The following is a 23680-nucleotide window of genomic DNA, read 5'->3' as shown; positions in this document are numbered from 1 at the left end:
AAAAGCAGAAAGAACACTCAATCTGAGTGTTCTTTCTGCTCTTATCTTTACGTTGTGGAAGAGAAAGCGGGATGAACCTGTACTCCGACAGATGTCATGTTTAAGCAATCCACTGTATATTTAGGGAATTTACTTTTTAAGTGAGAGGCCACTTTATCTCCTTTTCCTTTTTCAACAAGTGAGATAGTAGTTGGGCCGGCTCCACTAATGACTGTACCATAGGCACCTGCTGATTTTGCTTCAAAGCGAATTTGCTCATAGTTAGGAATAAGCTCGGATCGATAAGGCTCATGAAATAAATCTTGCTCCATCAGTCTGCCGACACGTTCATAATCACCAGAAATGAAGGCGGCGAAAACAATATTAGCAATGGAACTAGCTGCAGCGGCTTCATTACGAGTGAATTGCTCTGGTAAAACCTGCCGGGCATCATCCGTTTTTAATTCGAATTCGGGAATGGAAACAACAAATTCCAACTGATCATCGATTTTTTGAAACCATTCTAACTCTCCATTTGGTAGTTTTGAGGCGATGACGAATCCACCTAACAAAGATGCGGCCACATTGTCTGGATGACCTTCGATCTCTGTAGCAATAGCTAATTTTTCCTGGTCAGATAAAGAGAGGCAGCATCTTTGGTTAGCCAATTCAATCCCAGCCACAATGGCAGAAGCGCTGCTTCCAAGTCCGCGAGCCAGTGGAATGTCACTTTCTACCAGAACTTTACAAGCTGGTAAAGAAGCATGATAGGCTTCAGCTGCTTGTGAAGCAGATTGATAGATTAAATGTTCATGCGGATCTGTAACAGGTGGTAAATGAACTGAATGATGCTCAAATTCCCACTGATCAGCCTCTTCAATGGTCAAAGTTAAATATTTATTCACCGCAATTCCGACTGAATCAAAGCCCGGACCAACATTCGCACTGCTGGCCGGAACAGAGATGACACACTTATTCATTTGACATAATACCTTTTATATAGTTTAGCACTTGTTCTTCATCATTTGGCAGCACTGTTGTATCGATATTAATTTCACCAATAGCTGTTTGTGGATCTTTTAAACCATTACCAGTCAAGACAGCAACGATTTTAGCTCCTTGCGGAATATTGCCTTTATTATGCTGTTGTAAGACGCCGGCAATCGAAGCACAGGAAGCAGGTTCTGCAAATACACCTTCCGTTTTGGCAAGTAATTTGAATGCATCCAGGATTTCAGCATCTGACACAGATTGGATCATACCTTTGGATTCATCGCGGGCTGCTTCTGCAAGCTGCCAGCTAGCAGGGTTTCCAATGCGAATTGCTGTTGCCACCGTTTCAGGCTCAGCAATTGGTTTTCCTTGAACAATCGCGGCTGCACCTTCTGCTTCAAAGCCATACATTTTCGGTAGACCGCTTTGGTTCATTTCGTGATATTCTTTAAATCCTTTCCAATAAGCACTAATATTACCGGCATTTCCAACAGGAATCGCCAAAATATCTGGTGCTTGGCCCAATTGATCACAAACTTCAAATGCAGCCGTTTTTTGGCCTTCTAATCGATAAGGGTTCACAGAGTTTACGAGTGTCACCGGAGAAGATTCACTAATTGTACGAACCATATTTAAGGCTTCATCGAAGTTTCCTTCAATCTCAACAATTTCGGCTCCATACATCATTGCTTGTGCTAATTTCCCAAGCGCTACTTTTCCTTTTGGAATGACAATAATCGCTTTAATGCCCGCTTTTGCGGCATATGCAGCCGCAGCCGCAGAAGTATTTCCAGTTGAGGCACAGATGATTGACTTACTACCTGCTTCCACAGCTTTAGCTACGGCCATGACCATTCCTCGGTCTTTAAAAGAGCCTGTAGGATTTGCTCCTTCAATCTTCGCGTGTAATTCAATTCCAAGCTCTTTAGATAAGTTTTCTAGATGAACAAGGGGAGTGTTCCCCTCTTGCAGGGTAAGCGCCGGCGTTTCATCTGTAACTGGTAAGTATTCTTTATATCTTGCTAATAATCCCGGCCATTTCATTACTTTCCATCTCCTTCAACACGATAATAACTAATTACATCATCAACTACAGGTAAATCTCTTAACTTCATTAAAGCTGTTTGGAAATTTTCTAGCGAAACCGTATGCGTTACAATAATAATTTCCGCAAGCTCATCCTTACTTAAAGGTGTTTGTAAAATTTGTTCGAAGCTAATGCCAAGCTCATTGAATAAAGAGGTGATTTTTGAAAAGGCACCGACTTCGTCCTTTAAATGTAGACGGAAGTAATATTGGCTAAAACGTTGATCAGATGTTTTGAGTTGACCCTCAAATCTTGGTCCGACAAAGCTATGACCATTCACACCGAGGCGCATGTTTTTAATAATCGCAACTACATCAGACATTACCGCTGTAGCAGTCGGCAAGCTCCCTGCTCCTGGGCCATAAAACATTGTTTCCCCAACTGCTTCACCATTTACATAGATCGCATTATATTCATTTTTAACAGCACCTAATGGATGGCTTTTAGCTAAGAATGTTGGTTGTACGCTTACTTCCAATTGTTGATTTTCAAAATGGGCAAGACCGATTAATTTCATTGTTAACCCAAGTTTTTTACCGTAATTTAAGTCTTCTACAGATACTTGGCTAATCCCGTCCACTTCAACATCATCAAGTGCAACATTGGTGAAAAAAGCAAGCCTTGCTAAAATCGCCATTTTTCTCGCCGCATCTAAGCCTTCCACATCTGCCGTTGGATCAGCTTCAGCAAAACCAAGCTCCTGTGCTTCTTTTAAAGCTTGCTCATAAGAAAAGCCATCTTCATCCATTTTTGTGAGGATATAGTTTGTTGTTCCATTAACAATTCCCATAAGTTTCTGGATCCTGTCTGAAACAAGTCCGTCTGATAATCCTCTTAAAATGGGAACACCGCCTGCAACACTAGCTTCATAGAACAGGTCGCAATTATTCTCTGTAGCTATTTCTTGGAGTTCGGGACCATACAAAGCAATTAGGTCTTTATTGGCTGTTGCTACATGTTTTTTGGCCTTCAAAGCTTCGATAATATGTTCACGGGCTTCTTCGACTCCGCCCATTACTTCAATGATAATATCAATTTCAGGATCATGCAAAATTTTATTTGGATCTGTCGTTAACTCTGTAACTCCAATTTGAATATCACGATCCTTTTCTATATTACGAACCAAAACAGTTTTCACCTTTACATCACAGCCGACTTGATGGAACAGTTCTTCTTGGTGGTTATGAATCAATTGAATCACTCCAGATCCAACTGTGCCTAAACCAAATAGACCGATAGAAACACTCTTTTTCAAATTTGTTCACTCCTTAGCTGTCTTTTCTATAAAAACAATTGTCTTTACATGGTAGACATTAATTGTTGAATTGTCAAGAGGTTTTTGGAAATTATTCAACATGAATTTTAGCGATAAGTGCCCGGTGTTTAAGGAAAACAAGAATGTTTAGTGAAGTTCTATAGAGGTGAATGCATAGACTTGTGATTGGAGTGGGAGGTGGCATGAAGATGGCAGTTGAGATCCTAACCTGGAAAGCGTCGCCTAGAGCGTAATCAATTGTGTTTTTCCTCTATTAGTTTTGCTTTATTAGCATTATTGAACTGTCATACCCAAATAAGATATCTTCACACGAAATTCACAAAAAGGGGGGCTAATCGGAATATCAAGAGTGTCTCCTGTAAATATGAAATAACTTGGCTAAATAATAAGACGTCCACCGCTTTCTACTCACGGTGAACTTTTTACATGAACAATATATATAAGAGCCAATCCCGACGCTATAATTAAACTTTTATGTGAAAAAGGTCAAATAGAGATGGATTCTACAGAACGGATAGAACCTAAATCTGGATGGAGAAAGAAAAGAAAATGGCTATGCATATGTGTTTACAATCTTTACATACATACTGTATGTATGTTAAAATCAACTTAATAACTATATAAAAGGAGTGTAGTGTAATGGTAGTGACTGGGTTTTATCCTGTAATTCTTACTGATGATGTTTCTAGAACTGCAGATTTTTTTGTTCGTCATTTCGAGTTTGAAATAGTTTTTGAAATTGATTGGTATGTGAGCTTGCGGATTGATTCATTTGAGCTAGCGGTGCTTCACCATAGTCATGATACGGTTCCAACAGATACTCGTCAGAAAATTACCACGGGTCTGATCCTAAATCTTGAAGTGAAAGACGTTGATTCTCTTTACGAACGTTTAATTTGTAAACATCACCTCCCTATCGTGCTTGACCTTCGGGATGAAGAATTCGGACAAAGACATTTCATTACATCTGACCCGAACGGAATACTTATCGATGTTATTCAGGTAATACCGCCATCCGCTGAATACCAAAAACATTTCACGGATATTGTGTCATGAGCAGTTACATTCCTTTAAAAAATTATTTTGATGCTGAATTAGCTCAATTTCTTGCGAATCACATATCCCCTCTCTATTCAGATTTTCCTAGCGATTCCTTTATTGAAGGAGTGAGTGGCTCAGTCGAAGGATTAGAGTTGAAAGACAGGGTAGCGGTCATTTCTAAAGAATTGCACAAAGCGCTCGCTTTGCCTTACGTGGATGCGATAGGGATTTTGAAGCAAATTCTTGGGCCTGAAAACGAGACTGAACAAGGAATGTTTACAAATGGGTATTTTCTAATGCCAATCGCTCATTATGTGGAGGTGTATGGGCTCAATGAATTTGAAGTGTCGATGGATGCCTTGTACAGAATTACGAAGCGTCATACGTCCGAATTTGCAATTCGCCCCTATTTACTGCGTTATGAAAGCCAAGTATTAGAGAAATTTCAAGAATGGGCTGTAGATGAGAACTCACATGTACGTCGCCTCGTTAGTGAGGGAGCTCGCCCTCGTTTACCTTGGGCGAAGCGAATAGACGTGTTAAGTGGCGATCCGTATAAGAATCTATCTTTGCTCGAGCCGTTGATCACCGATGATTCCAAGTATGTACAAAGATCCGTTGGAAACCACCTCAATGACTTGTCAAAAATGTATAAAGAGGAGACAATTGAATGGATAAAGAGTATGCATATGCTGTATGGGAACAAAATCAATTGGACATTAAAGCATGGACTACGATCATCGATAAAAGTCAATGATCCAGATGCTCTAGAGTTTATGAGTAGGATTGGTGGATAACACATGAAGAAGACAAAATCTGAAACAGAGGAAACGATACAATTGCTCCTCCGTACGGGAAAACGCCATTTTGCAAAGCATGGATACGCGAAATCGGCACTAGAAGATATTGTTAACGAGTCAGGTCTAACGCGTGGAGCGTTGTACCATCACTTTAAGAATAAAAAAGGCCTCTTTTACGCCATCATTGAATCTATTCAAAAGAAAATAGCTGACAATATCGTGCAGCAGGCAAGTACGAGTTCAAATCAATGGGAACAATTGTCGTTGGGCTGTCGAGCATTTATAACATCAGCCATTGAGCCTGACCATAAACAGATTATTCTTATTGACGGTCCCGCGATTATCGGTTGGAATAGTTGGCGTCAATTAGATGCCAACCACTCAATGAAACTTCTTTACAGTCAACTTGAACAGATGCAAAAGAACGGTTGCTTTTTGTCTCTGTCAGTAGAATCATTGACACATTCATTATCAGGTGCAATGAACGAAAGTGCATTATGGATCGCCGAGCAAGGCTCCAGTGATTCACTCGATGAAGCAATGCGAATATTAGAAGTGTATTTTGAGGGTCTCAAAAGGGCTAATTAATCGCAATAACAAAGACTTGGCGGGAGTGCTACAAATAGCCATTTGATTGTAGGTGTTAGCAAATGCTTGATTTATTATGGGGGTTAATTTTGATTAAAAAATATGTAAAGTTTGGTGTGATATTCTTTGTATTACTAACGATGTTAAAATGGTTATTTAGTTCTGAATTTCATTGGTTAGAAAACATAGGGTTGTCCATCGGAATTACTTTAGTTATCATATTTTTGGATTGGACAGAAAAACCATATGAATACAAAAAAAGCAAGTAATGTATATATGGAATAATAAGATCAATATTTCCGTAAAAAGGTGCATTTCCGGAAGTAACGATAAGGCTCCAAATTCTCAATTTTAATGTTGAGGATTTGGGCTTTTTTATTGTTAAACTATCATTAGCGTTGCATTAAATTTCCACCTAAAAGTCAAGAGGAAATAATTATGCCAGAACTATGAATAATGGTAATTATCACTATAAAATTCCATAAAGCTATGGTTGAGCTGACTTCAGAGTTGTTTAAAGAACCAGAGCGATCTTCTAATGGTCGATGAAGAGAAGGGATAATACTAAAATGAACGAAATAATGATAGAATTAAAGAATTTTCGACATATATTGAAAGGGCTTTCCCTTGAAAAATGAAAATGAAGAATCTTCACACGAAATTCACAAAATATAGAATATAATTTTATTTAAAATATAGTAAATTTCGTATTTTTTGACTTAGGAGGGGATCTAAATGGCGAGGATTTTATTAAATGATGTTTCGAAGCAATATGGTAAATTCAAAGAATTTGCGGTAAAAGACTTTAATTTGGATATTGATGACCAAGAGTTTCTAGTATTCCTAGGTCCATCTGGTTGTGGAAAATCCACAACACTTAGAATGATTGCGGGATTAGAGGATATTTCGAGTGGTGATGTTTATATTGGCGATACACTTGTCAATGATATACCCCCGAAAGATCGTGATATATCCATGGTATTCCAGAACTATGCGTTATATCCAAATTTAAGTGTTTATGAAAATATCGCATTTGGCCTGCGAATTAAAAAAGTCCCTAAGTTTGAAATTGAGGATGCTGTAAAACAAGCTGCACGTGTCTTGGAAATTGGTAGTTTTCTTGATCGAAAACCTAGAGAACTGAGTGGTGGACAAAGACAAAGGGTTGCCTTAGGAAGGGCGATTGTTCGTCAGCCACAAGCATTTTTAATGGATGAACCATTGTCCAACCTTGATGCAAAATTACGTGTGCAAATGAGAGCAGAGATTATTCGACTTCATAAAACAATGGGTGTTACAACCATTTATGTCACACATGACCAAATTGAAGCAATGACAATGGGCGATCGAATTGTGGTAATGAATAATGGCTTGATCCAGCAAGTAGATACACCTGAAAATATTTATAATCGACCACAAAATATTTTCGTGGCAAAATTCATCGGGAACCAACCAATGAATTTATTCCAAGGAACGATTCGAGAAGTAGACGATGAAGTCCGATTTTTTACAAGTGCATTTAATCTACATTTAACCGAAGAGCAAGCGAATATGATGAGAAACAAGCGACTCCACAATTATGAAGTTGTGATGGGAATTAGACCAGAACATATGGGATTTGAGCGAGAGTTGTTTGACTCATATCCAAATGCTGTCATCGAAGGACTCTTGCAATTCAATGAATTTATCGGGTCTGACCATTACTATCATTTAGATTCCTATGGAAAGGAATCGTTTACAGTAAGAGCACATCCACGATTTAGATACGATGAAGGGGATAAAGTAAAAGTCGCCGTTGATATGGGGAAAGCATTATTTTTTGATCGGAATAGTGGAGAATTATTGACGGATTGAATGGAGGGATACAATGAAACACCCATTTAAAGTATCGAGCAAATGGTCTTGTTCCTTTGTTGTAGTTATGATGATTTTTAGTGCGTTATTACCAACATCTAATGTCGCTTCAGCGGCAGAAGAAAATGCTGAGGTAGACTTATCTGCATATGTAGAACCCTTTTATTATGATGTTTTAGAAGGCTGGAATGAAGAAGGGATTCAATCAGGGACAGATCAGATAGACATAAAAGCGAAGGATTTTGCCAAAAAGTCAGAAGAGTCTTCGTTTACAATTGATTCGTATGCTGGCAAAGATGAAATCGTTTTATGGAAGGAAGCTGCTGGTTGGATAGAGTATGAAGTCGATATAGAAAATGAAGGTTTATATGAGATAGCTATGGACTACATCCCTCTGTCTCAGGAAAGTGGCGGAAGCCGACAATCACTGATTTTTAGTATCTCAATTAATGATTCGATTCCTTTTAAAGAAGCACGTTCTATAGAATTTAGAAGACAGTATAAAGATAGAGAACCACAGTATGATGAAGAAGACAATCAAATAAGATCCTTGGTAGAAGAAATTTCCGATTGGGAAACAGACTATTTTCGTGATCCTGGCGCAAATGTGAAACCGCTTCAATTTCATTTGAAAAAGGGGAAAAACACTATCCGGATTCAGCCGCAAAGAGAAGTTGCCGCTATAGAATCCTTTACCATTCAGCCACCCACAAGCTATCCGACTTATGAAAAGGTGGAAGCGGAATATCCAAAAAGTGAAGCTAAAACAGATGAGCCTATTGAGCTGGAAGCAGAAGAATTTATATCAAAAAACTCAACATCGATTCAAGTACAATACAACAGAGACCCTCTTACAACACCTAAATCATTAAAAAAAGTGAAATTTAATACGTTAGGTGGAGATAGTTGGAAAAATGGCGGACAAGCCGTTACATGGGAATTTGAAGTGCCGGAAACGGGAGTGTATAAATTAGGTTTCCGTGGTTTACAAAACTATCGAAAAAGCTTGGCCTCCTTTAGAAGTATTTATATTGATGGGGAAATCCCTTTTTCAGAAATGGAACATTTCAAAATTCCTTATGCTTCAAAATGGCAAGAAGTGATTCTTCAAGATGAAAAGGATTCAGCCTATCAAATTTACTTAGAAAAAGGCAAACATACACTTACCTTTGAGGCCACATATGAACCGTTTATGTCAATAATTTCTCAAATTGAAGAAGTATCTGATCAGATTAAGTCCGTTTCACAAGAACTACGCCTTGCCTCTGGAGGCAGAATGGTAAAAGGGAAGGCGGTTGTCGACGAATTCAGAGTTTGGAATGTAGAGAAAGAGATGCCAGGCTTAATTGAACAGTTAGAAGGTATGCATGACCAACTAGCTGAAATGGCAAAGACAACAATCGAAATTAATGGGGGGAGGAATAATGTTTCTCAAGCGTTCGAATCCACCGTCCAAGATTTAGCTAAATTGTTGGAAAAGCCTAATGAAATTCCTAATAAGCAAATGGTCATTGGAACGATGCAAGAGAAAGTAGATCAGCAAAGACAAGAGTTAATGGATAGCCCATTGGAGATCGATAAACTTTATCTAGTACCAGAAAAAGGCGAATTTCCACGTATGACGGCTAATGCGATTGAGAAAGTTCAAGGGACGTTTAATTCTTTGGTCTACTCTTTTTCTGATCAACATCAATTGGGAGAGCAAAAAGCAGAAGAGCTCAATGTTTGGATGATGTGGGGAAGGGATTATGCAGAGGAGTTACAACAATTAGCTAATCAATATTTTACACCTGAACACGGTGTAAAGGTGAATGTGAATTTGATTCAAGATCAAAATTTGTTAGTTCTAGCCAAAGCAGCAGGGATTATGCCGGATGTCGCTTTAGGTGTTCCAAGCTCTATGCCATTTGAAATGGCCCTTCGTGGAGCGGCAAAGGATATATCAACTTTACCTGGGGCAGAGGAAGTAATAGAGCAATATGCTCCTGGTGCCATGCTTCCATATTATTATGATGGAAGTTATTACGGAATTCCTGAAACAATTAATTTTAAAGTATTATTTTATCGCAAAGACATCTTGGAACAGCTTGGTCTTGAGGTTCCAGAAACATGGGATGATGTGTATGACATGATTCCTACATTGCTGCAAAGTCAATATAACTTTTTTGCAGACCCTAAAGACTTTTCTTATATGCTCTATCAAAATGGAGCAGAACTTTATACTCCTGATGGGCTATCTACTGGTTTAGATCAAACAGTGGCATATCAAGGATTTAAAGAATGGACAGATCTATTTAATTTACATGGATTGGACAACCAAGTGCAAAGTTTCTATCAGCAATTTAGAAAGGGCACTATGCCAATTGGAATCGCTGACTTTAATCAATACATGGAATTACTCGTGGCCGCACCAGAAATTTTGGATTCCTGGGGAATTGCGCCGGTTCCTGGGCATGTAAACGATGAAGGGGAGATTATCCGCTGGGCAGGAGGAACAGGAATGGATACAACAAGTATGATGCTGTTCAATGATACGCCCGAGGAAAAACAGGATCTCGCATGGGAGTTCGTAAAATGGTATACCTCATCTGAAGTTCAAACAGAGTATGGGCTCAATCTTGAGCAATTTAGAGGCGAAACATTCAGATGGAACTCTGCCAATATTGAAGCGTTTAGCAAAATGCCATGGAGAAAAAATGATTTAGACGCGATATTGGAGCAATGGAAATGGGTCAGGGACCTTCCGAATGTACCAGGAAGTTATATGACCACAAGACAATTGGATTTTTCTTGGAATCAGACCGTTTTGGAAAATGGAAATCCAAGAATTGAATTAGAGAAAGCGATAAAAGAAATCAATCGTGAATTAAAAAGAAAGCAAATTGAATTTAACATCATTGATGAAAATGGAGACGTTTTGCACCCGTTGGATTATCTTGACGTGACAGAGCCATGGGAAGGAGTGAAGCAAGTTGAATAGTGATGTACAAACGAAGAATGTGGGGATGGGGCATGCCAAGCAACAGACGTCAAACCCACTCACCTCTAAATTTAAAAATAGAATGACAAAATTAATGGCTGATATCTGGAAATTTCGTCTCTCTTATTTATTTATCGCCCCATTTATGATTCTATTTATTGTTTTTATTGTAATCCCGGTGATCGCAGCGATGGGCCTGAGTTTTACGTACTTTAACTCGATTGAATTTCCCGAATGGACGGGGTGGTTAAACTACCAAACCTTGTTTTCTCAAGACATTGTCTTTTTACAAAATGTCTTGCCTAATACATTTACATTTTCGCTATTTGTCGGACCGGTGGGCTTTATTCTTGGGTTTTTACTAGCTTGGTTTATCTCTCAATTGCCGAATACATTGCGAATGATTTTTGCGCTCGCGATGTATGCCCCTTCTCTAGCAGCGGGAGTGGCGATGACGGTTGTATGGCAAGTAATGTTCTCGGGTGACCGGACTGGGTATATTAATAGCTTTTTGCTGAAATATGGTTTTCTTACAGAACCGGTTATTTTTCTACAGGACCAAAATTGGCTATTAAACATTATGATTGTCGTATCAATCTGGTCGAGTATGGGGATTGGTTTTCTAGCACTATTAGCTGGTTTACTTAATGTTGATCAAGAATTGTATGATGCAGGAAAAATGGATGGGATTTCCAGCCGCTTGCAGGAAATTTGGTATATCACCCTTCCTTCCTTGAAACCACAACTACTATTTGCTGGAGTTATGGCAATTGTTCATACTTTGCAATCAGGGGAATTAGGGGTACAGCTGTCAGAATCGAATCCAACACCTAATTATGCCGGTCAGGTGATGATTAGTCATATTGAAGATTATGGGTTCATTCGTTTTGAACTAGGCTACGCTAGTGCTGTATCTGTCATATTGTTATTACTAATGTTTTTATTAAGTCGGGTATTCTTTTACCTCTTTGGTGAAAAGGAGGGGGAATAAAGTGAAGGTGAAAACTTTTTTCAAAAACTTTGGTTCGGAAACTTGGATCAATTTGAAGAATTTTGGAGCAGAAATCAAAAGATTAGATGCGACTCAGATTATCATATTGCTTTTTCTAACATTATTAGCGGTTTTCATGCTTCTGCCGATTGTGTATATTTTCAATCATGCTTTTAAGCCTTTGCACGAGTTGTTCCTTTTTCCACCTACGTTCATCGTGCAAGACCCCACATTTCAAAATTTTGTGGAGTTAATGTCGATGACAACGAGTACATTCGTGCCAGTATCAAGATATATTTTCAATAGTGTCATCGTAACAGTAATTGCTACTGCAGCAATGGTGTTTACAAGCTCACTATGTGCCTATGCTCTATCAAAGCATAAGTTTCCAGGTGTGAATATAGTATTTTCGTTGATTATGTTGTCTCTCTTGTTCGTCCCGACGGTTTTGCAAATTCCGCGTTATGTCGTTGTGCAGAGTTTGGGGATCATGAACTCCTATTGGGGCCATGTCTTACCAATGGTTGCCATGCCGGTTGGCGTATTTTTGATGAAGCAATTTATGGATCAAGTACCGAATGAGATTATGGAGGCCGCTAAAATTGATGGGGCTTCTGAACTTCGCATGTTTTGGCAAATTGTTATTCCAATTGTGACACCAGCAATTGCAACGATTGCGATTATATCCTTTCAAGGTGCATGGGGAAATGTGGAAACTTCTCAATTGTTTATGCAGGATGAATCGATGAAAACCTTGCCTTATTATATGCAATCCTTGACAGCTAATTTGGCAAACACGGTTGCAAGACAAGGGGCAGCAGCAGCCGGGGCATTGATTATGTTTTTGCCACAGTTGATTATCTTTCTATTTTTCCAAAAGAAGGTTATTGCAACTATGGCGCATTCTGGAATTAAATAAGGCAAGAAAAACGGAGGTACTGTAATGAAGAGAATACGGAGAATATGGCAGACCTTATTCGCCTCTATCAGCCTTACAATCTTATTTCTGTCATCGACATTGACGGCCAGTGCAGAAGTTCCCTACGATACTTTTAGTGTAGATGGCTTTGGGCAAACGATCTTTACACAGCCCGCCTATGAACCAAGTGAAGTATTGGCTACAGATATATATGTGACGGATGAAAGTGGCGAAAGTGTTTATTCATCATTGAAACAACCTCAAGATATATTTATTGATGACAATGATGAAATTTATATTGCCGATACTGGCAATAATCGGGTTGTTCATTTGGATCAGGATGGCGAATTGCTTCGTGAAATAACTTTGCCTGATAGTCCGCTGAATCAACCATCAGGAATTTTCATTGACGATAAAGGAGATATTTATATTGCCGATACCGGCAATAAAAGGGTGGTGAGGTTGGACTCTGAAGGCAATCTCATAAAAGAATTTGGCCCGCCTGATTCGAAATATATTGATGAAAAATTTGTCTATGAACCGATAAATATGATTGTCGATCGTCGTGGCTTTGTTTTTATTGTATCGCGAGGAACGTATCAAGGGGTTATCCAATTAGATCCTGACGGTGAATTCTTTGGATTTTATGGAACAAATGTCACTGAGGTTTCTCTTATGGATCGAATTCGTAATATCTTTTACACCGAAGAGCAATTGAGAAGACAGGTTCGATTATTGCCAAATCCAATTCGCAATATTGACATTGATCATAATGGATTTATTTATACAGTCTCTCGAGACGCAATAGAACAAATCAAGAAAATTAATATTCGTGGTGAAAATCAATGGAGAGATTTCTCCTTTGGTGACAATATCAATTTGAACTTCTTACGAGATCGATCTACTTCACAGAGCGACGAGGAAGAAGGGAAACCGAAAACGGAAATAACAGATGTAACGGTTGATAAAAACGGAATTGTAACTGTTATTGATAAAGCTAGTGCGATTATTGCTCAATTTAACCAAGAAGGTGAGTTACTGTTTTTCTGGGGTGCACCGGTGATGTCAGGCTCTCCACAAGTAGGGGTGACGAAAAGTCCAGTTGCGCTAGCTACGAATAGTGAAAATAAAATTTTTATTCTGGATGATGCGCTCAATTTGGTACAAGTATTACAGCCGACTGATTTTGGGCGTGATATACAAACGGCTTATATTTTGACACAAGAAGGGAAATACGGAGAAAGCGAAGAATACTGGAAGGAAATTATGGGGCAAAATGCTTTGTTCTCTCCAGCCTACGCTGGGCTTGCACGCGCTGCCTTTTCTCGTGAGGATTTTAATGAGGCATTGGAATTATATAAGCTTGCAGGGGATGAAGAAGGATATTCAGATTCTTTTTGGCAAATAAGATTAAATTGGTTTCAAAAGAATTTCTCCTATTTTGCAAATGCTTTTATTGTCATAGGTGTTGGATCTATCATTGGAGCCCGTTATCGAATCAAAAAAAGAAAGGTTAAAAAGAAAAAACGTATTTCTTTAGGCTCATGGAAGGATATTCAAGTGTTGCAGAATTTAAAGCATGCTTTTTTCATCCTTAAGCATCCTTTAGATGGAATGGCAGATATTCGCTATAGCAAAAAAGGAAACTATCTCAGTGCTTTAATCATCCTTGTATTAGTGATTGCGGTTGCGTTAACCAGAGTTTATTTTACAAGCTTTACCTTCCAACCTGTACCTCCAGGTAGTTTGAATGCAGGGTCTATTTTGCTCATTGGGACTGTCATATGGGTTTCATGGGTGATCTGTCATTATCTCATCGGAACTATTCGCTATGGTCAAGCCCGTTTTCTAGATGTGTTTGTTGGAAGTGCTTATTCACTCATCCCCGTCTTTTTACTAGGGCTGCCTTTAGCACTGTTATCCAATATCATGACCTTGAGTGAGGGTTCCATCTATAACTTTTTCACAGCAGTTATGGTGATCTGGTGTGGAGCATTGTTCTTTTGGATGGTACAAGCGTTACAGAATTATTCTGTTGGTGAAGCGATTGTCAACATTTTATTATCCTTATTTTCAATGGTGATGTTATGGGTGTTGATTTTTATCATCGTTGGTTTATCTTCGGAAACGATCGACTTTATCTACACACTTTATCAGGAGGTGACAATGTGAAGAGAAAAGCTGTAATCATCATTATTTTAGCTTTCCTCACTGTCTTCAGCACAGTCACTGTCTTGGTGAACCATACGGAGGCTGCTGAGGAAGGAGATGCCACTGAGGAAAATCAGGATCAAGAAGAAAATGCTACGGATGATCAGGCAGAAGATGTTCAACAAGAAGAGGGTCAAGGGAATGGGGAAAAGACCCCTCCTCCTGATGAAAGTAAGTTTGAACAGGTAGCAGAGAATGACAATCTAATTTTGAAGGCGGATCCTGAAACTGGGCATTTTATCGTTGACAATAAAAAAAACGGAAAAAAATTAAGATCTTTTCCAAATCCAGATGGGTGGAACGAAGGGGGCACATCGGATTCTTGGGGAGTGCATTTACAATCTCCCTTTATGTTCTCATATGTGGAATTTGATGTTCGAAAAGATGTAGTAAAAGAATCCAGTTTTCAAAGTCAAGGAGGCACAGCCGACTTTAAAAAAATAGAAAATGGCTTTGAAATTACGTATGACATGCCGAATGTCGGGTTTGTGATTCCCATAGAAGTCAAGCTTGAAAAAGATTATGTTGAAACGAGAATCTTGGGAGACGAGATCAGTGATGAAAAGGAATTTGCGGAAGATGATGATAGTAAGGATCCGAAAAGCCGACTTGTTTCTTTAAGATTATTCCCATTCTTAGGAGCAGAAACTTCTAAAAAGGAAAATGGGTATATCGTACTTCCAGATGGCCCAGGGGCTTTAATTGACTTCCAGAAAGATCGGGCCAGTACGAATAACTTGTATTCAGAAAGAGTCTATGGGGATGATTGGGCATTCTCTTCTAAGGCAGATTTTTCATCAAGGCAGTCGATTAAAATGCCTACCTTTGGTATAAAATCAGAAAACCAAACATTTTTGGGACTGATTGAAGAAGGGGATGTATATGCGAATATTGTATCTGCTCCTTCCGAAACACTGACCCAATATAATTGGGCAACGGCTGAACATTTATTTAGATTTAAATTTTTCCAGCCTACGAATCGAAAAAAATTAGAAGGTTACTTCACGTATTCACAAGAAATGCAGAGAGAGGATCGATCTGTCCGTTATTATTTGATTGATGGCTCTGATCCGACTTATGTCGATATGGCAGAAAGATATCGCGAATATTTAATGGAGGAAAAGGGATTAGACCGATTAGAAGCTAAAAAGAATGTTTCTTTACAGTTATCACTGATTGGAGGAGGAACGAAAAAAGGCTTTATTCGAGATTCGTTTCTTCCACTAACGACAGCAGAACAAGCAGGGCAAATTGTCAAAGAGTTAAATACATCTGGTGTTGAAGACATGTCCATTCATTACTATGGCTGGCAAAGAGGAGGATATGACAAAAACGGTGGTCATTTCCCTGTTGCGAAAAAACTAGGTGGAAATGATGACATGAAAAAGTTTGTTGACTTTGTTCATTCAAAAGGATTTACCGTTTATTTAGATGCTAGTTCCTATACGTATAATAATACTAATAAAGATGGTTTCCGTCCCAATCGCGATGCGATCCGTGACCTAAGCTCAACTGTGATTAAGAATCGCTCTTATAGAGGAGAGAAATTCTTAGTGAGTCCAAAGTTTATGGAAAAAACTATCTTGCAAGATATGGAGAAAGCGAAAGAATTAGAAGTAGATGGTTATTTGTATGGAGATGGCATTGGCTCCTTGCTTTCAACTGATTATAATAATAAGTATTTTGTTAATCGTAGAGAAGCGAAGGAGTTGCAAGAAGGAATTATTGATAAAACCGCAGAAGAACTTGGAGGCGTCCATTTAGCTTCGGGGAATTTCTATGGTCTGCAAAATGTTCAACACCTAGCTGATATGGATGATGATTATTCCTATGATTTGTTTGTAGACAAGAAAATTCCATTTGCGCAAATCGCGCTTCATGGATTAATCTCTTACTCTTTTCAAGATGGAAATATGGGAGGGAACATGAATCACCGTTTATTACAAGGCATTGAATATGGGGCACTTCCTTCCTTTATTCTGACGTATGAAGAGTCACAGAAGTTAATGGAATCTATTTCCTTAAGAAGATATTACAGTTCAAATTATAAACAATGGGAAAATGAAATTGCAGTGCAGTACCAAAGTTATAACGAAGCACTTGCGGATGTGCAAGACCAGTTTATTGTTGATCATCAAATGGTCGCAAAGGGTGTGTACGAAACACGCTACGAAAATGGAAAAAGAACTTTGGTCAATTACAATAAGAAACCTTATAGCAAGGATGACATTAAGATAGAGGCAGAGGATTTTATCATCCTTGAAGGAGGCAGATAACATGAAAAAAAGGAGGATAAACGCAAAAGTCGCACGTAATTTAGAAGGGTCATTATTTATTGCCCCCTGGATGCTTGGATTTTTGATTTTCCTTGCCTTTCCATTAGGATTTTCCTTGTATATGAGTTTTCATCAAGTGAAAATCCTTCCATCTGGGATGCAATATGAGTTTAACGGTATCAAATATTATCGAGAAATCTTATTAAATAGCTCTGAGTTTTATGATCAGCTGATTCCCTTTTTTCAGGAGATTGTCTTAATGGTACCGATCATCATCATTTTCTCCTTGCTGATTGCTATATTGCTGAATCAGAAGCTGCATGGGCGTTTCCTATTTCGTACAATCTTTTTCCTCCCGGTTATTTTCACAACCGGGTATCTCTTAACTGAATTTGTCAATCAAGGAGAGGGAAGCTTAGGATTTTTAGAGAAATTTGCACTAGGGGAATATTTGGATGCTTTTCTAGGAAACAGTACATGGGGGAATTCAGTTAAAACTATTCTGAATCGATTTGTACTTGTGTTATGGTACTCCGGTGTACAAATTTTGATTTTCTTAGCGGGGCGGCAAACGATCAGTAACTCCGCTTATGAATCGGCGCGAATTGATGGAGCGAATCCATGGGAGGTTTTCTGGAAAATTACCTTACCCGCTATGGCACCTTTTATTTTCCTAAATTTAATTTATACGGTTGTCGATATGTTCACATTCCCATTTAATCCTATTATCGACTTAATTGGTACTGGAAATTATGGATATAGTAGTGCGCTCGCGTGGGTTTACTTCTTGATTATCGCTATATTCCTAATGATCGTCATGTTTATTTTCGTCCGTATTAATAAAAGACAAAGAGCAGCAAGTCGTTAAGGAGGCGAGGAAATGAATGCAAATACAGGCACGATGAAAAAGTATCAAAGGCCGAAGAAAGGACATTATTTGCAAAGAGGGCTTACGACCGCCAAATATGTCATTCTGGGTAAGGAAATTAACGAAGGGCTGCTCTTTAAAGCCTTTCTATATACAATATTTATCGCAACCTCTTATATTTATTTAAACCCAATTTTAAAAATGATTGTCAATATGGTGATGAGTGAAAGAGATTTAATTAACCCGACCATTACGTGGATCCCATCTGAAATTTATATGGGGCATATCAAACAAGCTTGGAAGGCTCTGCATTATGGGCAAGCTTTCTCCATTAGTATGATCGTTGCATTGAGTTCAGCTGTTTTTCATTGTATCACTTGTGCTCTAGCTGGTTATGCATTGGCCCGTTTAGAGTTTCCTTTCAAAAAAATTGTGTTTGGTTTATTGATTGTTGCTTTCATTATTCCACCGCAAGTCACGGTGCTTCCAACCATTATTGGTTATACAAAATTGGGAATCAATGACAGCTTTCTTACGCTAATTGTCCCATCGATTTTAGGGTTTGGAGTAAAGGGTTCTCTGTTTGTCATTATTTTCCGGCAATTCTTTCTCACCCAACCAAAGGAATTGGAAGAAGCAGCAAAAATTGATGGTGCCAGCGCATTTCGCTTCTTTTTGAAAGTAATGCTCCCATTAGCAAAGCCTGCACTGTTAGTGGTGTTCCTATTCTCCTTTGTTTGGACCTGGAACGATACTTATTTACCAAAAATGTTTTTAGTAGATTCACAGTATTTACCACTGGCTAGTGAAATGTTGTCGCTAGATCGGGTGATCGAAAGCTTTGTGGAATCCCAACAAATGTCTGCCGATGAAGCGGGAGCTGTCAAAATGGCAGCCAGTTTTCTCGCCATCCTTCCGCCGTTATTGATCTTTTTGATCTTCCAACGCCATTTTGTGGAAGGGGTAGAACGCACAGGTTTAGTAGAATAAGTGAAAGATGGAACTCGCCCTCAGCACTGGGGCGAGTTTTTTTTAGTGCTTGGGAAATCAGGTAAAAACGAAGAAAAGTGGTGCGTAGAGAGTTCTACGCACCAAAAATCAAGTCAAAACGAAGAAAAGTGGTACGTAGAGAGTTCTACGCACCAAAAATCAAGTCAAAACGAAGAAAAGTGGTACGTAGAGAGTTCTACAGACCAAAAATTAAGTCAAAATGGAGAAAAATCGTGCGTAGGAGGGCGCGAATTTAGCCTTTCTTCCTAGTTCAAGGCGCTTGCACTTTTGTTCTTTCTGAAATGAAATTGACAAGATTGTAAACAGATGGTAGTTTATAGAATAGGTTGAAGTTTAAGTAACTTCGAAGATTTGCATTTAGAACCATCGTGTTAGGCAGAATGAAAGCCGTTTCAGTGTTCAATGACTTGTGAGATGTCATGACCTGACCGTTCATCTATAAAATGGATGCTTGCGCTTATGTTCATGACAGAATTACTTTCTTTGTGAATAAAGCTGCCCTTACCAACTTATGACTAACAAAAAAAGGATGGATGAAAAAATGGATATGGATATTCTCATTGTTGAAGATGAAAAATCGATCCGTGAAGTTTTACAGTCTTATTTTCTAAAAGAAGGCTGGCATGTTTATATTGCTAGCGACGGAATGGAAGCGCTTCAAGTTGTGGAGAAATTTAAAGTGGATGTCATTTTGTTAGATCTCATGATTCCCAAAATGTCTGGTGAAGATGTATGCAGAAGAATTAGAGAAACATCTCAAGTCCCGATTATGATTATTTCTTCTAAATCTCGTGAAGATGATATGATTAATGGCTTGAACATTGGGGCAGATGATTATATCGTTAAACCTTTTCGAATTAAAGAGGTTTTGGCCAGAATTAATGCTCTATTACGGAGAATCGATATGCTGAAAAAACAAGAGGATCCGATCTTGCGCTTGAATCAAAATGATTTGGTGATTAACTTTGAAACGCAAGAAGTTTTAGTTAATCAAAAATCCGTAAAGCTAACTTCCACTGAGTTTAAAATATTAGATGCGTTAGTGAAGAAACCAAGGAAAATTTTTAGTCGTCAAGATTTATCTTATATAGTACAAGGTTATCGATATATTGGTGATGGGAGAGCGATGGATGCACATATCAAAAATTTACGCAAAAAGATTGAGCAAGATCCCAAAAAACCAAAGTATATTGTGACAAAGATCGGTGCAGGCTACACATTTAATAGTTTCTTAGATAAGGAAGTTTGAATTTCATGAAATCATTTTTTAAAAGGACGGAAGTTTCCATTTTTATGATTCTATTTATTCTATCTCTCCTTGGTCTTATTGGCATCTATTATACTTTATGGTTTTCTACTGATCGTCTTTTAACAGAGTATAAGCAAAAATATTTTTCCGAAAAAGCTTATCAGATGAGCTTTTTTTTCCGAGCAGATTTAAAGGATCCGCTTGAAGCTTCAGCGAATAGGAAACGATTTGAGCAAATGGCCCAGGAATATGCAACACCTGTTGAATTTGTACAAGAAGATACCGGACATGTTTTATTTAAAAATAAGCTAGACTATTCAAGATATAATGATCCCTATGTAGTTGAATTGCCGATTGTAAAGGATGGAAAAACACTTGGATATTTACATGCTTATTATGATATGAAGGAAGATTTAAGCTCTCCGGCCATACTAAGGTTGGAAGAAGAATTGGCACACAGACGAATTTATATTCTTATCTTTGCTAGCTTGCTTGCATTGATTATTAGTCTAATCATTGCCAAAAGATATGCAGAACCAATGAAGATTTCTGCGAGATACGCTGAGAAAATATTAAAGGGGAACCGAGAAGAATTCGTCCCAAGGGTTGGGACAACAGAAACTAAGCAATTAATTGATAGTATTAATAATCTGTTAATAGAATTTAATAATGTAGAGAACTGGCGTAAACAAATGATGGAAGATTTAACGCATGAATTACGAACACCACTTACGTCTGTGTTAGCCCGTTTGGAAGCAATCGTCGATGGTGTTTATCCGAAAACAGATAAAAATTTACAAGATATATATGAGGAAGTGGAAAGATTTTCGAGATTGGTTAGTAATGTTCAGCAATTATCAGAGGCAGAAGGAGCTAGGTTTAAGTTAAAGATTAGGAAAATCTATATTACTGATTTGGTAAGAGGGGTATATGAAGGCTTTCTATTTATTGCCAAACAAAGAAAAATCAAAATGCATTTTAATTCACCAAGTATGCCTTGTACGGCTTACATAGATCCAGATCGAATGATCCAAGTAATTACAAATCTTCTTTCGAATGCTTTGAAGTATACGCCACCAGGCGGTGATGTTTGGGTGACTATCGAAATTCTGGATGATCACTTTGTATTTTATTGCCAGGATAATGGAATCGGCATTTCAGAAGATGAATTAAACTTGGTCTTTAATAGGTTTTACCGCATCGACAAATCACGATCCCGCGATTATGGTGGATCAGGGATTGGACTTAGTATATCGAAGGCGCTTGTCCATGCGCATGGGGGACAAATCGGTGTAGAAAGTGAGCTGGAAAAAGGCTCAATATTCTGGGTCGAAATCCCGCTAGATAATCAACTTGTTGCAATAGAAGGGCAGAGCAAAAATTCGGAGGGAATTCATGAGGCTATATAACAGCATTCGAGAGATTCATCGAAACGGCATCATCTTTGTTTATCCAATTATTTATGATTTGATTGCGTTCGCGATCGGCTTTTATTTTATCGGCTTTAACGGACAATCAATGTTTTCGGTCAAACTAATTTTAGAGATGGGCTTCCCATCTGTTAGTCATATCGAGAATATTCCTTTATTCGCTAATCAATTATCCTTCTTCAACGGTCCTGCTGAAACAACCTTTTTTTCAGGCGCGGCTGTATTGATCCTAATTGTTATTAGGACATTTCTCCAAGGAGGTTATATTCAATCTTTACATACCGTAGTAGAAGGCGAAAGTTATTCATTTTCTGAATTTATTAAAGCGAGTAAGAAAAATTGGTTGCAATTTCTTATTCTAGAGATAATCCTGTATTTTCTTAAAATAAGTTTAACCGCTTTTCTCGTTATTTTCTTTCCTGGGATAGGTGGCTTTGCTGCGTTAAGCAGCTTGATTGTTTTGCGAATCATCTTTATTTATCTAGAGTTTACGATTGTATTAGACAAAGTTCATATTCCTGGAGCGCTTAAATTAAGTCGTACCTATTTAGCTAAATCATTAGTACCGACAATGTTAACAATTAGCGTCATGTATGTGATCTGTTCGGGCTTAAGTCTTTTCATCCATATAATGTGGTCTCCGACGATTGTGATCGGAATGATTCTAGTGTATTCCTACATCATGACGCTGATTCAATTGGTATTTATGACGATTTTATCTAAGACTCGAAAATAAAATCCCACTTTTGTGCAATAAAGTCCTCTTTAGTTGAGAGGGCTTTTTTTGTTTGATGAGACATTTTCAAAAGTAAAAATGGGGGATGGGAAATCAAGAATTAACCGTTTATCCGATTGCTTCCGAGATATCTTGTGTAAATTCATTTTTATTTCAATGAAAGCGCTTGACTAAGATGGAGAAAGCGCTTATATTATGAATATATCCAGTATTTCTAGATACAACCTGATATACCAGGATTTGGGAGGGGGGATTTGAATTAGCAATAAAACACCTTTGTATATCCAGATCAGCAATTTTTTAACGGGAAAAATGGAAGAGGGTATATACAAAATGCATGACCGGCTACCTTCAGAGGCAGAATTAGCAAAACAGTTTAATGTAAGCCGTATTACGTCAAAAAATGCACTTATCAAACTTGCAGGAGATGGAAAAGTCTATAGAATTCCTGGAAAAGGAACCTTTGTCGCTGAACCATCTAGAGACGAATGGGCAAGAAAGGAAACATACAGCGAGTCCAAATCCGACACCCCGCTTATCGGTTTGATTATGCCTGAGGTTGTTGAACAGTATTCCGCTCAAATTTTGTCTAGTGTTGAAACCGCTGTTAATGCAATGGCTTATGGGTTAATACTGAAACAATCACATCATAATAGTAATGTCGAAAAAAATGCGATCAAGATGATGTTGAAAATAGGTGTAAAAGGATTAATCATTTTTCCTGTAGATAATCAGGTATATAACGAAGAGATCCTTCGTCTTACATTGGACGGGTTTCCATTGGTTTTACTAGACCGTTATCTCAAAGGAATTGAAACATCCGCGGTTTATTCTGATAATGTCACAGGTGCCTATCAATTGACTAAAAGACTTTGCGAGTATCAGCAAAAAATTAGTTTGTTTACTACACCAAATTATGCAACGATTACTGTGGAAGACAGAATTAAAGGATTTGTGCAAGCTCTCGAAGATGCGAAAATGCCCATTGATCGTTCGTCTTGGTTTACTGACATCCTTCATGAGAATGTAATAGAAAAAGCTGTTGGATTTTTACAAGCAAATCCTGATATATCCGGTATATTTGCTATGAATGCTTATGCTGGCAAAATTGCTTATCAAGCGGCCAAAAGACTCGATAAGCAAATTCCAGAAGAATTTTCTATTGCCTCTTTTGATCAGGACCGTGAATTGGATCTCTACCCAATTTTGACAGCGAAACAAAACTCGGAGCAAATGGGGGAAATCGCCGTCAAAATTTTGCAATCACAATTCAAAAATGAAAAAGAGGTCCAACAAATCATGGTGCCTGTGCATATTAATGATCAAGTAATTAAGACATTCGAACAGGAGGAAAGGCAAACTTTTGTTTAGGAGATTTATTGTTTGTGAAA

Annotated in this window: 18 protein-coding genes; 15 read left to right on the top strand and 3 right to left on the bottom strand. The window is 38.2% G+C overall.

Translation table 11 applies throughout. From position 1 onward, the window contains the following. Positions 1-47: 47 nt before the first annotated feature. The 3 genes from thrB to IPU53_RS10850 are packed head-to-tail and all read right to left on the bottom strand — an operon-like array spanning position 48 to position 3314. Positions 48-959: a homoserine kinase gene (gene thrB, locus IPU53_RS10860; protein ID WP_207450629.1), complete on the bottom strand. Its 912-nt coding sequence runs from the start codon at positions 957-959 to the stop codon at positions 48-50. After that, a complete protein-coding gene (thrC, locus tag IPU53_RS10855; protein WP_207450628.1) occupies positions 952-2016 on the bottom strand; it encodes a threonine synthase in 1065 nt (354 codons plus the stop codon). The genes thrB and thrC overlap by 8 nt, the downstream gene beginning before the upstream one ends. After that, positions 2016-3314, bottom strand: coding sequence for a homoserine dehydrogenase (locus tag IPU53_RS10850; protein WP_207450626.1), 1299 nt, complete (start codon positions 3312-3314; stop codon positions 2016-2018). The genes thrC and IPU53_RS10850 overlap by 1 nt, the downstream gene beginning before the upstream one ends. Positions 3315-3974: 660 nt before the next feature. Here IPU53_RS10850 and IPU53_RS10845 point away from each other — a divergent pair. From IPU53_RS10845 to IPU53_RS10775, 15 genes are all read left to right on the top strand, one after another. Continuing rightward, entirely contained in the window at positions 3975-4391 is a 417-nt protein-coding gene (locus IPU53_RS10845) for a VOC family protein (RefSeq protein WP_207450623.1), read from the top strand. Continuing rightward, positions 4388-5173 carry a DNA alkylation repair protein gene (locus IPU53_RS10840; protein WP_207450621.1) on the top strand — a complete coding sequence of 262 codons (786 nt, stop codon included), beginning with the start codon at positions 4388-4390 and terminating at the stop codon, positions 5171-5173. The genes IPU53_RS10845 and IPU53_RS10840 overlap by 4 nt, the downstream gene beginning before the upstream one ends. A gap of 3 nt (positions 5174-5176) precedes the next feature. Next, a complete protein-coding gene (locus tag IPU53_RS10835; RefSeq protein WP_207450619.1) occupies positions 5177-5764 on the top strand; it encodes a TetR/AcrR family transcriptional regulator in 588 nt (195 codons plus the stop codon). Positions 5765-6499: 735 nt separating this feature from the next. Continuing rightward, on the top strand, positions 6500-7618 hold the full coding sequence (locus IPU53_RS10830) for an ABC transporter ATP-binding protein (RefSeq protein WP_207450617.1): 1119 nt from the start codon (positions 6500-6502) through the stop codon (positions 7616-7618). A 13-nt stretch (positions 7619-7631) separates the two neighbouring features. Next, positions 7632-10598, top strand: a complete 2967-nt coding sequence (locus IPU53_RS10825; RefSeq protein WP_207450615.1) for an extracellular solute-binding protein — start codon at positions 7632-7634, stop codon at positions 10596-10598. A gap of 25 nt (positions 10599-10623) precedes the next feature. After that, on the top strand, positions 10624-11589 hold the full coding sequence (locus tag IPU53_RS10820; RefSeq protein ID WP_396019943.1) for a carbohydrate ABC transporter permease: 966 nt from the start codon (positions 10624-10626) through the stop codon (positions 11587-11589). Positions 11590-11596: 7 nt separating this feature from the next. After that, complete coding sequence (locus IPU53_RS10815) at positions 11597-12508, top strand: carbohydrate ABC transporter permease (RefSeq protein ID WP_313886475.1); 912 nt, start codon at positions 11597-11599, stop codon at positions 12506-12508. A 24-nt stretch (positions 12509-12532) separates the two neighbouring features. Further along, positions 12533-14680: a YIP1 family protein gene (locus IPU53_RS10810; protein WP_207450613.1), complete on the top strand. Its 2148-nt coding sequence runs from the start codon at positions 12533-12535 to the stop codon at positions 14678-14680. Further along, positions 14677-16995: a DUF5696 domain-containing protein gene (locus IPU53_RS10805; protein ID WP_207450612.1), complete on the top strand. Its 2319-nt coding sequence runs from the start codon at positions 14677-14679 to the stop codon at positions 16993-16995. Before IPU53_RS10810 ends, IPU53_RS10805 begins: the two co-directional genes overlap by 4 nt. 1 nt (position 16996) lies before the next feature. Further along, positions 16997-17863, top strand: coding sequence for a carbohydrate ABC transporter permease (locus IPU53_RS10800; RefSeq protein ID WP_207450611.1), 867 nt, complete (start codon positions 16997-16999; stop codon positions 17861-17863). A gap of 12 nt (positions 17864-17875) precedes the next feature. Beyond that, positions 17876-18853 (top strand): carbohydrate ABC transporter permease, encoded by a 978-nt coding sequence (locus IPU53_RS10795; RefSeq protein WP_242698225.1) that lies wholly within the window; start codon positions 17876-17878, stop codon positions 18851-18853. 562 nt (positions 18854-19415) lie between these two features. Further along, positions 19416-20123 carry a response regulator transcription factor gene (locus IPU53_RS10790; RefSeq protein WP_242698224.1) on the top strand — a complete coding sequence of 236 codons (708 nt, stop codon included), beginning with the start codon at positions 19416-19418 and terminating at the stop codon, positions 20121-20123. Positions 20124-20128: 5 nt separating this feature from the next. Next, complete coding sequence (locus IPU53_RS10785) at positions 20129-21532, top strand: sensor histidine kinase (RefSeq protein WP_207450610.1); 1404 nt, start codon at positions 20129-20131, stop codon at positions 21530-21532. Further along, positions 21519-22289, top strand: coding sequence for a hypothetical protein (locus IPU53_RS10780; RefSeq protein ID WP_207450609.1), 771 nt, complete (start codon positions 21519-21521; stop codon positions 22287-22289). The genes IPU53_RS10785 and IPU53_RS10780 overlap by 14 nt, the downstream gene beginning before the upstream one ends. Positions 22290-22565: 276 nt before the next feature. Then, complete coding sequence (locus IPU53_RS10775) at positions 22566-23660, top strand: GntR family transcriptional regulator (RefSeq protein ID WP_278253270.1); 1095 nt, start codon at positions 22566-22568, stop codon at positions 23658-23660. Positions 23661-23680: the final 20 nt, after the last annotated feature.

It is taken from the genome of Bacillus sp. SD088, assembly GCF_017355205.1.
Lineage (GTDB): Bacteria > Bacillota > Bacilli > Bacillales > Bacillaceae_C > Lederbergia.
Note: the sequence above shows the minus strand (reverse complement) of the source record. Positions and strands in the feature narration are given on the sequence as shown.